The organism is Chlamydia pneumoniae TW-183 (genome assembly GCF_000007205.1).
Classification (GTDB): domain Bacteria; phylum Chlamydiota; class Chlamydiia; order Chlamydiales; family Chlamydiaceae; genus Chlamydia; species Chlamydia pneumoniae.
This window is the reverse complement of sequence record NC_005043.1, coordinates 105,644-121,918: the sequence shown is the minus strand read 5'-3', so window position 1 is coordinate 121,918 and position 16,275 is coordinate 105,644. Positions and strand designations below refer to the sequence as shown.

The following is a 16,275-nucleotide window of genomic DNA, read 5'->3' as shown; positions in this document are numbered from 1 at the left end:
CAATATTGCGGTTTAATTTGTACTTGAAATCCCAAGATATCAGTGCGGATATGACTCTTTTCTCAAGGTTAGGTAAGAGACCTTTCTAAGTATATTACGAGAATTCTTTATGAAATCACTTCCTGTATATGTTTCTGGGATCAAAGTTAGAAATCTAAAAAACGTTTCTATCCATTTTAACTCCGAGGAAATCGTTCTACTCACAGGAGTTTCGGGATCAGGAAAATCCTCGATAGCCTTTGATACCCTATATGCTGCTGGAAGAAAACGCTATATTTCAACACTTCCGACATTCTTCGCTACTACGATAACGACGCTGCCCAATCCTAAAGTAGAAGAAATTCATGGTCTCTCACCAACAATAGCAATAAAACAGAACCACTTTTCACACTATAGTCATGCGACTGTCGGGAGCACTACTGAACTTTTTTCGCACCTTGCTCTTCTCTTCACGCTAGAAGGACAGGCTCGAGATCCTAAGACTAAAGAAGTCTTAGATCTCTACAGCAAGGAGAAAGTTCTTAGTACCATTATGGAGCTCTCTGAAGGTGTACAGATCTCTATTTTAGCTCCTCTGCTACGTAAAGATATTGCTGCAATCCATGAGTATGCACAACAGGGATTTACAAAAGTACGTTGTAACGGCACGATCCACCCCATTTACTCCTTCCTAACTTCAGGGATTCCTGAAGACTGCTCTGTTGATATTGTTATTGATACTCTAATCAAAAGTGAAAATAATATTGCAAGGCTCAAAGTTAGCCTATTCACAGCTTTGGAATTCGGAGAGGGTCATTGCTCAGTTCTTAGTGACGAAGAGCTCATGACATTCTCCACAAAGCAACAGATCGATGACGTCACCTATACCCCTCTAACTCAACAATTATTTTCTCCTCATGCCCTGGAGAGCCGTTGCTCTCTTTGTCAAGGATCCGGGATCTTTATTTCCATAGATAATCCCCTTCTTATCGATGAAAATCTTTCGATTAAAGAGAATTGCTGTAGCTTTGCTGGAAATTGTTCTTCCTATCTCTATCATACTATATACCAAGCTCTTGCTGATGCCTTAAATTTCAATCTAGAAACTCCATGGAAAGATCTTTCCCCAGAAATCCAAAATATTTTTCTTAGGGGAAAAAATAACTTGGTTCTTCCTGTACGACTCTTCGATCAAACTTTAGGAAAAAAGAATCTCACCTATAAAGTATGGAGAGGTGTACTTAACGATATAGGAGATAAAGTTCGTTATACCACGAAGCCCTCACGTTATCTCTCCAAAGGCATGTCAGCACATTCCTGTTCCCTATGTAAAGGTACAGGCCTAGGAGACTACGCTTCCGTAGCTACTTGGGAAGGAAAAACATTCACTGAATTCCAACAGATGTCTCTAAATAACTGGCACGTATTTTTTTCTAAGGTAAAATCTCCTTCTCTCTCTATTCAAGAAATCCTGCAGGGACTAAAGCAAAGGCTCTCTTTTCTTATTGACTTAGGGCTAGGCTACCTCACTCCAAATCGCGCATTAGCTACCCTTTCTGGAGGAGAACAAGAACGTACAGCAATAGCAAAACACCTAGGAGGAGAACTTTTTGGAATTACCTATATCCTAGATGAGCCCTCCATAGGCTTGCATCCACAAGACACTGAAAAGCTCATCGGTGTCATTAAAAAGCTACGAGATCAAGGCAATACGGTGATTCTTGTTGAGCATGAAGAACGGATGATTTCTCTTGCGGATAGGATTATTGACATCGGCCCTGGAGCAGGAATTTTCGGAGGCGAGGTCCTCTTTAATGGAAAGCCTGAGGACTTCCTCATGAACTCCTCATCTCTGACAGCAAAATACTTGCGTCAAGAGCTTACCATTCCCATTCCAGAATCCCGGGAAGCTCCCACATCTTGGCTCTTGCTAACAGAAGCAACGATCCACAACCTTAAAAATCTTTCTATTCGTCTGCCGTTAGCTCGGCTAATCGGAGTTACAGGAGTCTCTGGATCGGGGAAATCCTCTTTAATTAATAATACGTTAGTGCCTGCTATAGAAAGCTTCTTGAAACAAGAGAACCCTAAAAATCTGCATTTTGAGTGGGGATGCATAGGCCGCTTGATTCACATTACCCGAGATCTTCCAGGACGCTCACAGCGTTCGATACCTTTGACCTATATTAAAGCCTTTGATGATATCCGGGAACTCTTCGCCTCTCAACCTCGCAGCCTACGTCAAGGACTGACAAAAGCTCATTTTAGCTTCAACCAACCTCAAGGAGCTTGTATTCAGTGTCAGGGGTTAGGAACGATGACCATCTCCGATGATGATACACCCATCCCCTGTTCTGAATGCCAAGGGAAGCGTTATCACTCAGAAGTATTGGAAATCCTCTATGAAGGGAAGAACATCGCTGATATTTTAGATATGACAGCGTACGAAGCAGAAAAATTTTTCATTTCACATCCTAAAATTCATGAAAAAATCCATGCTCTATGTTCCCTACGCCTAGATTACCTGCCCTTAGGAAGACCTCTTTCCACATTATCCGGAGGGGAAATTCAAAGGCTAAAACTCGCTCACGAGCTTCTCTTTGCTTCTCCTAAGCAAACACTCTATGTCCTAGATGAACCTACGACAGGCCTTCATACTCATGATATCCAAGCACTGATCGAGGTCCTTCTATCCCTCACATATCTAGGGCACACAGTCCTTGTTATCGAACATAACATGCACGTTGTCAAAGTTTGTGATTATGTTTTGGAATTAGGTCCTGAAGGAGGAGATCTCGGAGGATACCTCCTGGCATCCTGCACCCCTAAGGATCTTATCCAACTAAATACTCCAACAGCAAAAGCGTTGGCCCCCTATATTGAAGGTTCTCTAGACATACCGGTAGTAAAATCTGAACCGCCATCCTCTCCTAAATCTTGTGATATCCTTATCAAGGATGCCTATCAAAATAATCTCAAACACATAGATCTTGCTCTTCCGAGAAACTCCCTAATAGCAATTGCGGGTCCTGGAGCCTCAGGGAAACATTCTTTAGTCTTTGATATACTCTATGCATCAGGAAATATCGCTTATGCCGAGCTCTTCCCTCCCTACATTAGACAGGGTCTGCTTAAGGAGACTCCTCTACCCTCTGTAGGAGAGGTAAAAGGACTCTCTCCAGTCATTTCGGTAAGAAAATGTAGCTCCTCCAATCGCTCGTACCATACAATAGCCTCGGCTCTCGGATTAAGCAATGGTCTGGAAAAGCTCTTTGCCATCTTAGGAGAACCTTTTTCTCCCCTTACAGAAGAAAAACTCTCTAAAACTACACCTCAGACCATCATCGATAGCCTACTCAAAAGCTATAAAGACGATTACGTCACTATAACCTCTCCGATTCCTCTTGGTTCTGATCTGGAAATCTTCCTTCAAGAAAAACAAAAAGAGGGATTCATAAAGTTATATTCTGAGGGGAACCTCTATGATTTAGATGAGAGGCTGCCTCTAAATCTCATAGAACCTGCTATAGTCATACAACATACAAAAGTATCCCCGAAAAATAGTTCCTCTTTATTATCCGCAATCTCGGTAGCTTTTTCTCTATCCTCAGAAATCTGGATCTATATCTCTCAGAAAAAGCAACGAAAACTCTCGTATTCCTTAGGGTGGAAAGATAAGAAAGGGAGACTCTATCCCGAGATTACACATCAACTACTTTCTTCTGACCATCCCGAGGGTCGTTGCCTTACATGTGGAGGTCGTGGCGAAATCCTAAAAATCTCCCTAGAAGAGCATAAAGAAAAAATTGCTCACTACACTCCTTTAGAGTTTTTTAGTTTATTCTTTCCAAAGAGCTATATGAAGCCTGTACAAAAGCTGCTTAAAGATGAGAATGCCTCTCAACCACTAAAGTTGCTAACTACGAAAGAGTTCCTAAATTTTTGCCGAGGTTCCTCAGAGTTTCCAGGAATGAACGCACTACTTATGGAGCAGCTAGATACTGAATCTGACTCTCCCCTGATAAAACCTCTGCTTGCTCTTACCTCCTGTCCTGCCTGCAAAGGCTCAGGACTAAACGATTATGCCAACTATGTGCGAATCAACAATACCTCGCTTTTGGATATTTATCAGGAAGATGCCACATTCTTAGAATCTTTCCTAAACACTATAGGAACCGATGATACAAGAAGCATAATCCAAGATTTGATGAATCGCCTTACCTTCATTAGTAAAGTAGGCCTGAGCTATATTACCCTTGGGCAAAGGCAAGACACTCTCAGTGATGGTGAGAACTACCGTTTACACCTTGCCAAAAAGATCTCTATAAATCTTACCAACATCGTCTACTTATTCGAAGAGCCTCTTTCTGGACTGCACCCCCAGGATCTTCCTACCATAGTTCAGCTACTTAAAGAGCTCGTAGCAAATAACAACACAGTAATTGCTACCGATCGGTCCTGTTCTTTAATCCCCCATGCCGATCACGCGATCTTCTTGGGTCCAGGATCTGGACCTCAAGGAGGATTTCTCATGGATTCTGATACTGAGGTTTGCCCATCTGTAGACCTACACGCTAACGTTCCCCAAACTGAGGTTTGTCCCAAGGCTCCACTTTCTATAAGTAAGGCAAACCATACCCGAGGATCCGATCGTACATTAAAGGTAAATCTATCGATACACCATATTCAGAATTTGAAAGTATCGGCTCCTCTCCATGCTTTGGTTGCCATTGGAGGAGTTTCAGGATCTGGGAAAACCTCTCTACTTTTAGAAGGATTTAAAAAACAAGCTGAGCTCCTGATAGCAAAAGGAACTACAACATTTTCCGACCTTGTAGTGATCGACTCTCATCCAATAGCTTCATCGCAACGCTCTGATATCAGCACCTATTTCGATATTGCTCCTTCCTTGAGAGCTTTTTATGCTTCGCTAACACAAGCCAAAGCCCTGAATATTTCATCTACGATGTTCAGTACAAATACAAAACAAGGACAATGCTCGGATTGCCAAGGACTCGGGTACCAATGGATAGATCGGGCTTTTTACGCTTTAGAAAAGCGTCCCTGCCCTACCTGCTCAGGATTTCGTATCCAACCTCTTGCTCAGGAAGTCCTTTATGAAGGCAAGCATTTCGGAGAACTTTTGCATACTCCGATTGAAACTGTAGCCCTCCGATTTCCCTTTATTAAAAAGATACAAAAACCTCTAAAAGCACTTCTTGACATAGGACTCGGCTATCTTCCTATCGGCCAAAAACTCTCTTCCTTATCTGTAAGTGAAAAAACAGCACTGAAAACTGCTTATTTTCTCTATCAAACTCCAGAGACTCCCACCCTATTTCTCATTGATGAGCTCTTTTCTTCTCTAGATCCAATCAAAAAACAACATCTTCCAGAAAAACTTCGCTCCCTCATAAATAGCGGCCACTCGGTAATCTACATAGATCACGATGTGAAGTTGTTAAAATCTGCGGACTACCTCATAGAGATAGGCCCGGGATCTGGGAAACAAGGAGGAAAGCTTCTTTTTTCAGGATCTCCCAAAGATATCTATGCAAGTAAGGACTCGTTGCTGAAAAAGTATATCTGCAATGAAGAACTCGATTCTTAAGAACTTAGAATCTAAGATCCTGAGACCATACACAAATCATTTAAAGCTGAAATTCTTCGGTTAAGAGGTGATACATAGTCTGGCATAAGTCACGCTCGTCGTGGTTACCAAGACAATGGAAATAGAGAAACTTTTGTCGCAATAACAAACGCCGCTCTTGATAGCTAAGAGCATCTTTGGGAAGACCTAAACGATTGTAATTTCTAGCTAATAATGAAGCAGGGAAAATGCGATCTTCACGACATACATCAAAATGCTGCTTTGCCGCCTCAGCACCTTGTATAAGAGCAAGGTAACATCCATAGAGAACGAACAGTTCATGTTGCTCATCCTTTAGCTGTTTCTCTGTATAGTTTTCAAAAATCGTGCTTAGAGCCTTCTCATTGCGGCACCAAAGATGCGCTCGGATTTCATGATTCCGCAAGTAATCATGATAAAAATTTTCAGGAACTTTACTTCGGATGAGATCCAAAGCCTGAAAAATAGCCTCTCCTTGAGATTCCAGAAGAGCACGATTTGCAAAAAGATCGAATATATAAACAAGAAGGATTGGCGATAATTGATCATTAGAAACAAAGATCTTCTCTGCATCTTCCTTGTTAAAGATGCTCTGAATAGCAAAAAGAAATGCCCCTAAATCCTCGAAAGAGAACTCAACAATCTCTTCTGTGGCTTTCTGATCCTCAAGAGACTCTTTAAATATGTCGATACAAGAAGAGAGAAACTGCCATTTATGAAGATCACAAGCAACATAGAAAATCTCGATCAAAGCTCGCACATCGCTTTGATCCCAAGCTCTATGAAATAGACTATTGAGATGGGGAATAAACCCAGACCAATAACTTAAAAATAATTCCATTTTAGAAGAGCGCAGCTCTAAGACCGTGGGATCCAGGAGGCAAAATAAGGTAGCCCGAGATTTGTCCTTTAACCAAACCAGGATTTTTTCTTCCTGCCCTGGAGTGATTGCCTGGGGAGCTATTTCCAATACTAAAATCATGAACACCAGAGCAAGGCGATCCCGTTTATAAAAGCTCTCATGGAGTCGGTAAACCACATGGTCTTTAAGCCTAAAGATTTCAGGATGCTGCGAATAACGTTTCAATGCTAATAGCAAACTCTTAATTTCTTCATTATACTCTTGGAGTCTCTGATATACTAAAGCCTTACCAAGGTATTCTAAGGGAGCAGCAACCCCGTCATGTAATTTTGAGAATTCTTCAATGGCTAGAGCAAATTCCTGTTCATTATTATCTGTAGAGGCCTTCTCTAAAACTGTAATTCCTGCTCTGAACCTTGCTTCATAACCTTCTTTACGTCCTGGGAAAGATTCTGCGATCCTTCGGTAAAGCACTAAAGCGCGATCATATAACTTCTCAGCAAGAAAAGCGTCAGGAACAGCAAGACAACTGACCCTCAAAGAGCCACTACTTTCAAAAATGCCTATATCTTCCAGGATATCTTCCATATCGCGAACTATGATAGCGACTCGCCCACTACGACTTGGCAGATAATTCATATGGATAAGCCAAGTCGTACCATCGACAAACAAAGATAAACTATGATTATGCTGCTCTAAAGCTATCAAGAAGGTCTCTTTATCAGATTCCAAATCTTGAGAGCACCTCTGGATTTCTAGGCTATTTTTCACCAGAGACACGGATAAGGTTCTCTCCTTAATATGCAGCCAAAAGCCATACCCCTGGTAAAAATCTCCCCCTAAAGCATTTTCTGACGTGGGAAGTAAAATACCAAAGCCTTCGTTCAAGCCTTTTTTAGAAAGAGTATACTCCAAGCGCATCTCAGAAAAACTCTCAATATTAGAGATTGCTAAACTGTACCATGACGCTGGAGAGACCTCCAACATTGGAAAATACTTAGAAAGTAAAATAGGTTCGTTTAGCTTCCAACTAGAAGATTTTTTAGGTGGCAGGGCTGTGGTTAAAGTCCATTTAGGACTCCCTTTCAGATGACTCTCGATATCTTCCTTAAGCTCTGTTACCGAAGAATAGCGCTCTTGAGGATCTACAGCCAACATTCTCATCACTACAGCGGAAAGAAACGGAGGGATTTCTCGATAAGGAGCTACCTCTTGAGGACTTGGAATTCTCTGACCGTCAAGAACTATTTTCTTTCCTTTTTTTCTTCTATAAGGAAAAGAGAGAGTGAGCATCTGATAAAGAACCACTCCTAAAGCATAAATGTCTGTACTTTTAGAAGCTGGATGGCCCAGGAGCCTCTCAGGAGCCATATAATCTGGAGTCCCTACTATTCTTCCTGGAATTGTCATTCTTGAAGAGAGCACCTCCTCTTTGCTGACATCTATATCAAGAAGATCCTCTTCTTCTCCACAGGCAACTGCTGCTCCCCAATCTAAGATTACAGCCTCACTAAAAAGACCTAATAAGATGTTATCGGGTTTAAGGTCGCGATGAAGAATGCCCCGAGAATGGACATATTCTATAGTGCAGCAGATCTTATGAAAGATAGAAAGAAATGCCCCTACAGAAGTTTTCTCTGCTAATTCCTTAGACAGGGATTCCTTTTGCCATACACTCTTCAGTAAGGTTTTTAGTGTATATCCCTCTATGTAGGGCATCGTGTAGTATACAGGATCTTTCTCGCTGTAAATAGTATAGACAGGAACAACACCAGGATGAATAAGGTCAGCGGCAATTCTTGCCTCTCGTAAAAACCTCCTTTTCAAAAGAGGATTTTCTGCAAGATCTTCACGAATTTTTTTAAGAGCTACTTTACGAGAACATACAGGATCGTAGGCAAGATAGACTTCACCCATGCCTCCCTTTCCAATAATTCTAACAATATCATAGCGCTCCAAAGATCGTTGGTCCTCTCTGTCTAAGCAAACGATGCAAGCTTATCAAGAATGCCTTGTAATTCTATACGATTATTCTTTAAAGCTTCTTGCTTCGCAACTACAAGATTCGGGTTTGCCTTTTGGCAAAAACTCTCATCTCCTAATAAGCGCTCTAAGTTCTCCACAGCTCGTTCTAACCTAACTCTTTCTTTTTCTAAACGCCCTTTCTCTTTAAGAAGATGCTCTTCAGGGACAAAAATCCCCAGGCGTATAGTATCAACAACACCAAAGCTATAGAGGCCCTTTTCAGGCTCTTTATCTAGGAGCTGTATAGATTCTAACCCTCCTAATGCCTGAAGTATGGGGATACAGCTCTGAATCTCGGTAGTATCAGAACAAACAACAAAAGCTTTCAGATGTAAACGCGGATCCAGTTGCATCTCCCCACGGATATTCCTAATAGTATAAACGAGCCTTTGAGCTAAAGTAAAAGATTCTCTAAGATCTTGGGGTATCTTAACATCAAAAGCTTTTGGATAGGGAGCTTCCATACAAGCACGAGAACGTAGCATACGTAAAGCATGACCTGTAAATGCATCCCCATCTCCTTCAGGAAGGGCTCCTAAGGTATCCTGAATTCTTAAAAATAAAGATTCTGTAATGAAAGGAGCTACAGGATGAAGAACTCCTAATACATTAATAAGAAGAACAGCAAGTAAGGTCCGCTTCGTAGATTGCGAAGCCTCGTTTCCCTGCTTACCAAAGAGTGTGGGTTTAATAATCTCAATATACGTGGAACAGAGATCATTACGGAAAAATTCATAAGCTAAAGTTGCCACTTTATCAAAAGCATAGGTAGCATAAGCCTCCTCAAGCTGATGAATCAGTTGGTTAAAACCATCTAAAATATAAAAATCTTCAAGCCCTAAAGAGTCTTCATCAATACCTGCAAGCAAATCCTTGCCCTGAAGATCTGAGATATGACCAAAGATAAACCTAGCTCCGTTCCAAACCTTATTTGCAAAGTGCTTGTATTCTTCAAATAGCCTGTAATCAAGATCTATCTGCTCTCCGCGATTTGCACAAGAACACAAAGTCAAGCGTACCGCATCGGTACCATAAGTAGCGATCATCTCTAAAGGATCGATAACGTTCCCTTTGGATTTAGAGAGCTTTTCCCATTTGGCAACAACACCATCGGGAAGCGCTTCTCCCATATCATAAGCTAGCTTCTCTTTCCCAGAAATATAGGACCATTCACCAAAGTCGTTATAACGCTTATAAGACTTCCCAAATATCAATCCATGAAGGAAAACTTCTGAAAAAGGCTTTTCCCCTGACATTGAAGAACATAGTAACACCATCCGAGTTACCCAGAAAAACAAGATGTCGTGCCCTGTAACTAATAGAGCGGTGGGGTAAAATTTCTTCAAATCTGGAGAATTTTCATCAGGCCACCCCAAGCAGGTCAGTGGCCATAAGCCTGAAGAGAACCAGGTATCTAGAACATCGGGATCCTGGTACCAAGAATCAGGATCTTGAGCGACTTCTTCAGGAATGCCCTCTCCATCATAACAAAGGACCCGTTCGTCATCATTTTTATGATACCAAACAGGAATACGATGTCCCCACCACAGCTGCCTACTAATACACCAATCTCTAAGGTGGTTGACCCAGGACAAGTAATTTTTGACAAAGTCTTTAGGGAAAATCTTAATATCTTGACTTTCTACAAACTCTCGCAAAGCTCCACGGAACTCTGACACAGAGACAAACCACTGTTTAGAAAGATAAGGCTCAATTACAGCTCCAGATCGATAAGAAACACCGACACGAAGCTTATAAGGCTCTTTCCTTACAAATAACCCCTGTTCTTCTAGTGCAATGAGGATCTCCTCGCGTGCTTTCTCTTTAGCCATCCCAGCAAAAGGTCCACCATTCTCATTGATTCCTCCTGAGGGGGTGAGAATGTTAATCATAGGAAGATGATGGTTGGTCCCCATAAGATAATCGTCCTTATCATGAGCAGGAGTCACTTTTACAGCTCCTGTTCCGAAAGTAGGATCTACAGAAGCATCTCCAATGATAGGAATCTGACGATTTACAAAAGGCACTTCAACGCTCGCACCAATCCATGATGCATAGCGCTCGTCGTTAGGAGACACTGCGATCCCAGTGTCTCCTAATGAAGTTTCGGGTCTTGTTGTTGCTACAACAATAGACTCTTGAGAACCTACCATACGATAGCGAATATAATAGAGCCATCCATCTTTCTCTTCGTATTCCACCTCATCATCCGCCAGGGCGGTTTGGAGAACAGGATCCCAGTTTACAAGGTAGTACCCACGATAAATATACCCATTTTCAAATAGGGTTTTGAAAGCTTTTTTGACCGCACGATTCGCAAGCGGCTCCATAGTAAAGCGTTTCCTATCCCAATCACAGGAACACCCCAGCTGTCGCAGTTGGGAGAGAACGACTTTTTCGCTCTTTTCTTTCCATGCCCAAATATGCTTCAAAAAGTCTTCTCGGCTATAGTCCGTACGACGCTTGCCTTCAGAAGCTTGGAGATGCCTTTCCACTACAGCCTGGGTAGCAATTCCTGCATGGTCAGTTCCTGGAATCCAACAAACTTCAAATCCTGACATGCGTTTGTAACGAACAAGAACATCTTGAAGGGTATTGACCAAAGCATGGCCCATATGCAAAACCCCAGTAACATTTGGGGGCGGCATGATTACAGAATATGGAGGCTTATCACTCGAAGCTTCAGCCTTAAACATCCCATTCTTTTCCCAAAACACATACAACTCGGGTTCTGTATCCTGAAAGTTATATGCTTTTGGAAAATCTTCTGTTGTCATAATTCTTAATCCAAATTTGTGATCTCTACTAAGAAATACCCTGTAAACTTAGAGCAAGTAGCATAGTTCTATTTTATTATCTTTATGCTGCTTTTTCTAAAAATAGGGCATGTTTATGATTTGATATTTTTTATTAAGGAGAATCCAAAGAGATAACCTCCATCCAAAGATGGTGACGCCTACTCACAATCTCTTGATTCCCGCTACATAACGCAACGCGATAGGAGATAATGCCCTGGAGTTCTTTGTATTCTAGTCCCTTGAGGCAATACACTCGATACCCCGCACTTTGATTGACCTCATAGGTCAATTTCTCTACCTTGCCATTACCATAATATACCCAGAGATACAAAGTCACGGGAAGGCATTTCCTCATACGTGAGGGAAGACTCCAGGTCACTACAACCTGCTGTCCATACACCTCATCATGACAACTCTGCTCGATACTGAGTTGGGCTGCTGCACTATACTCTGGACCTACGTATTCTGTAAAAGAAGATAATGAAGGTTCTGAACAACCCAATAAGCAAATCACACTTATTGCGGCTAACAGAACTGTAAGCCCAAATACAAGTTTAGAGTAGTAGTAGCGCAAAAACAACAGCAAACAATGAAAAAGATTCGACAATCCCAATCGCTGCATAACACTTCCCATATATTGACGAAGATCGAGCATAAGCTTGAATTCCGCTGACACAACACTTGCCTTGCATCACGGAAGATACTAAAAGGGCGGCTCCCACAGATAAACCTATAGCGATCCCTCCTACTGGCGATAGGGTTCCATTTTTTATTGCTGCTTGCATCAGCAACATCAAAATAAACCCATAGATAGACTGAGATGAGGGCATCGCTGACATTCCTATCAACTTCCCATGTCCTTCATCTATCCGAGACATTACTGCATGTGAAGCGACTCCAGCCATGCCACATCCTATAGCACTTCCAATCATAGCTAAGCCTAAAACCAAAGCAGGCCCAACAACAGACATATCAATCATACTTACCTCATGTGCTCCCTTCAAATACCTTTAAATAATTACGAACTTGACAAGATTTCTTTCATGTTCCTCTCTTAAAGGCAAGGGAAGTTTATCAAACTATTGAATTATTATCTAAGTGAATCCCCGAAGCCTCAGCATCTTCGCTACAGACAATCTTTCTCAGAGGACGTAAGGGACGACCTCCCCCATCAAAACTGTAGTGGTACCACTCTATAAAATTTAACCTAAGTCCATGAATCACTCCTCCCATAATAGAAAGAATGATATTCACGGAGTGACCAAGAAGAATAACTATAGAACCAAGAAGCATAGGCAATCTTGCTCCCATTTGATTAAACGTGGCTCCCATCATAGCACCAGCAAGTCCTAAAGCATATATACGGAGATACGAGAGAACATCAGAGAACACTTGGATCACAGAAATGATTTCCTCAACTCCACGCCAACTCCTCTGTATCATTGCCAGTACAACAGCAAGCCCAATTCCACCAAACATGCCATAATATCCTATTTGTCCTCCTAATTCATAGGGAACATGGAAAAGATAATGAATCAAAGATACAGTACCAAGATAAATAGGCACATAAAGATAGGCGCTAACCATAAAGAGAATCCACCCAATGCCAGAATAACGATAACGAAGATAGCGCAACATACCTAAGGAAAGGTGTACGACTCCAATAAACAGCGCTAATTCCATAAGGATATTATCGATAAACTTATCGTAGACTACATAACGAGATTCTATACCTGCACTTCCTATTTCAGTTGCTAGCAAGAAGGCCTTGGGATCACGAATCGCTTTTAACGAGGGGTACTCATTCGTGAGTTCCTTATAGGCTTTAGGACGCATTTGCAGGTAGTATTCGGCCTTTTTCAAAGCCAAGACATGCGTCATAGAGTATTCTCTAAACACACTCGTTTTACTAAAACTCATTCCAAAAAATGAAGTTGTTGTCGTTCCCCAACATATACAACCAAGACCTAAAATAGCGGTCATCTTCAGCATGCGTGAGAGATGTTTAGAGAACTTCATCTTACGACGGAATTTCCAAGAGAATAGAAGCGAAGACATTAGAAATAGCAGGCCGTAGCCAGCATCATTGACAATCATAGAGAAGAAGAGCACAAAAGCAAAAAATACCCAAGTGGAAGGATCTTTATCGGAATATGCTGGAGTATCATAAATCTGTACAAGATCCTCTCCCATCATACCTACACCTTTATTCTCAAGGTAGGTAGGGATCGTCTCATCAGGATCAACAGGAACCCTTTCCATATAAATTTGATAACGATTGCAAAGACTTTGTAATTCTTTGATTCTATCGACGATGACCCAACCCGCAACAGCAAAGACTTTCCCATCGAACAAGTCCTCGCAACACTCTTTTGCTTGATGAAGCCTTTGTTCATTGTCATAATTACAAAGCCCTCGCAGGACTTCTCTACGATAGGCATAGAGATCACAAAGACGGTCGGATCTGTTTCTAATCTCGCGCTGAAGATTTGCAAGGTCTACTTGCAACTCATTTACAGAACGTGGAGCTTCAATCTCTGTGTAGCGATCTCTAGGAAGATCCACAACTCCAAGAACTAGATAATAATCAAAATTATACGCTGTAGAAAGATAAAAAACGTTAGGAGAGTCCTCCTCTAAATCCTCATTATCTTTATGCGTCCTATAGAAAAATCGTAGAGATATTCCTGTCTTTCTAGACAGCTCTGCAATCTCTGAAGAAGAAAATGCCCCTAGGGGCTTGACTCTAACAATCTCTTTCCTTAATGCCTTTACAGTTTCTAAAAGTCCCTTGATTTCCTTATTTAAAGTAAGGACCTCGGAGACAATATCTTCGACTGAAACACTCTCATCTTTAACAAACTCTAAAGCTTCTAAGGAGTATTCGGCTTCTAAATGATCAAAAACTTTTAAGCATTCTACAAAACGATGGCCCTGTTCTGTGGTAATGAAACACTTTTTAGAAATAAACTCTACAACACCAAGCTCTCTACTTGCAGAAAAAAAATCCGCCTTATTGCGTCCTATAAAGAGATACTTATGTATATTTAAACGCACTCATCCCCCCTTGCTTTCCGGAGTTCTATCTTCTTTTTTGCCATTTTAACTTGACCTACATCGGTGATGCTACGATCACTTAAGAAAACCGCAATCTTCTTGAGTATCTTCGTAGTTTCAGGAATGAGCTTCTTCTCAAATAAATTGACTCGAATTGAAACGGCTCGTAATTCTTCTTCTAAGATCTTTAGACGTTCTTTCGAGACTTCGGCCATGACTTTTTTGACCACAAGTTCTTTTGATGCTGAGAGCATCGTATCTAACCATATCGGGGTCCCTAAAAGAGAATACGAAGCTGGAAATAGTGTTACCTCACGGACTATAGGGACCTCAACACCAGCTATGTTTTCAAAGTCGTTATCTATACTCTGAATCTCAAAACTCTTCTCTACACAATCTGTACAGAGAGGAATACTAAACAATTCCGCAAAAGCATAAATCCGCTCATAAGCCTGTACATAGTCCTTGTCACACTCTGCAGCATCTTTAACAGCGTTTTGTACCTCAGCCTGCAATAAAGCTTTCTTAAGTTTTAATGTCGGAAGGTACGTTTGTAATCGTGCTAGTTTTTGTTTTTCTAGTCGAAAGGAGTTCTTTGTTAGCTTTACTTGGACAGACATGCTTTTGGCCAATACTTATTTATTAACTGGGCTTTAATTCCCACTTCTTCAGAAGTGAAACTTTGAGCTAGAATTTTCCAACCAATATCTAAAGCTTCTTCTAAAGGAATATTTACCTCTAAACTCATCAAACGAGTTTCAAAAAGCTCGGAAAACGCAAGTAATTTCTTATCCCAATTCGATAACTTGAATCCCATAGCCATTCTTTCTGTAGCTTTACGGGAATCCGCATAAAGACGAATTAAAGCATTCGCAAGATCTCCATGATCCTCTCGAGTCACCTTACCAATGACCAGCTGCTTCAATCTTGAAAGAGAACCAAACGGATCTATACGATTATTCCTCAAGTAGAATTGTCCCTCTGTAATGTATCCTGTGTTATCAGGAACAGGATGTGTAATGTCGTCACTAGGCATCGTAGTTACAGTAATTAAGGTGATCGACCCCCCATCGGCAATTTCTACAGCTTTTTCATAGCGTAAAGCTAGATCAGAATATAGGGAACCGGGGTACCCACGATTGGCAGGAATTTGATCCATAGTGATAGAAATTTCCTTAAGAGCATCAGCAAACGCTGTCATGTCTGTAAGCAAAACCAAGACGTTCTTTTTCTCTTCTACAGCAAATTTTTCAGCACAAGCTAGGGCCATATCAGGAACCAAAACACATTCTACAGGAGCATCTACAGCTTTATGAATAAACATCACACACTTATCTGCAAATCCTAGCTTCTTAGACTCTTCAACAAAAAAGCTGTAATCTACGAATGTAAGCCCCATCCCACCAATCACAACTATATCCGCGTCTGTCTGTGCAGCAATCCGCATTAACAAAGCATTATGATGTTCTCCAGAAGAAGAAAAAATAGGAATTTTCTGAGATTTCACTAAACAGTTGAAAACATCAATCATAGGAATATTTGTCCGTACCATACTCCTAGGAACAATACGACAGACAGGGTTAAATGTTGGAGTAGCAATCTCTATAGGTTCTCCAAAACACTCCCCCTCATTATCAATGGGTTTCCCTATACCATTCAATCGTCTGCCTAATAATGAGCTCCCAAATGTGACCTCCATGGGTCTCCCTAAGAACGTGACATGATCTCCAGTGGATAAGCCCGATGTGCCACCAAAAACCTGGAGAGTTACTTTCTTAAGGTCAAAACGCAATACCGAAGCATACGAAGATCTTCCGTCGGATCTTGTGATTGTAGCAAGCTCCCCTAAACGAGCTCCCTCTGCTTCTACAGTGATTAAATTGCCTTTAATATCAGTTATTTTTGTGTAGATTGTTTGCATATCC

At 41.3% G+C, this 16,275-nt stretch carries 8 protein-coding genes; 1 reads left to right on the top strand and 7 read right to left on the bottom strand.

Annotated elements, in window-relative coordinates:
• The first annotated feature begins 109 nt into the window (after positions 1-109).
• Entirely contained in the window at positions 110-5,590 is a 5,481-nt protein-coding gene (gene uvrA / locus CPB_RS00485; RefSeq protein ID WP_010882746.1) for an excinuclease ABC subunit UvrA, read from the top strand.
• A 40-nt stretch (positions 5,591-5,630) separates the two neighbouring features.
• Here uvrA and pknD read toward each other — a convergent pair whose 3' ends face one another.
• From pknD to CPB_RS00450, 7 genes are all read right to left on the bottom strand, one after another.
• Positions 5,631-8,429: a serine/threonine-protein kinase PknD gene (gene pknD / locus CPB_RS00480; RefSeq protein WP_010882745.1), complete on the bottom strand. Its 2,799-nt coding sequence runs from the start codon at positions 8,427-8,429 to the stop codon at positions 5,631-5,633.
• Positions 8,430-8,449: 20 nt separating this feature from the next.
• Complete coding sequence (locus CPB_RS00475) at positions 8,450-11,272, bottom strand: valine--tRNA ligase (protein WP_010882744.1); 2,823 nt, start codon at positions 11,270-11,272, stop codon at positions 8,450-8,452.
• A 133-nt stretch (positions 11,273-11,405) separates the two neighbouring features.
• Positions 11,406-11,915 (bottom strand): hypothetical protein, encoded by a 510-nt coding sequence (locus CPB_RS00470; protein ID WP_010882743.1) that lies wholly within the window; start codon positions 11,913-11,915, stop codon positions 11,406-11,408.
• Positions 11,848-12,273 (bottom strand): ATP synthase subunit C, encoded by a 426-nt coding sequence (locus tag CPB_RS00465; RefSeq protein ID WP_010882742.1) that lies wholly within the window; start codon positions 12,271-12,273, stop codon positions 11,848-11,850. Before CPB_RS00465 ends, CPB_RS00470 begins: the two co-directional genes overlap by 68 nt.
• Before the next feature lie 94 nt (positions 12,274-12,367).
• Positions 12,368-14,350 (bottom strand): V-type ATP synthase subunit I, encoded by a 1,983-nt coding sequence (locus tag CPB_RS00460; RefSeq protein ID WP_010882741.1) that lies wholly within the window; start codon positions 14,348-14,350, stop codon positions 12,368-12,370.
• Positions 14,341-14,970, bottom strand: a complete 630-nt coding sequence (locus tag CPB_RS00455; RefSeq protein ID WP_010882740.1) for a V-type ATP synthase subunit D — start codon at positions 14,968-14,970, stop codon at positions 14,341-14,343. The genes CPB_RS00460 and CPB_RS00455 overlap by 10 nt, the downstream gene beginning before the upstream one ends.
• Entirely contained in the window at positions 14,955-16,271 is a 1,317-nt protein-coding gene (locus tag CPB_RS00450; RefSeq protein ID WP_010882739.1) for a V-type ATP synthase subunit B, read from the bottom strand. Before CPB_RS00450 ends, CPB_RS00455 begins: the two co-directional genes overlap by 16 nt.
• Between the last annotated feature and the right edge of the window lie 4 nt (positions 16,272-16,275).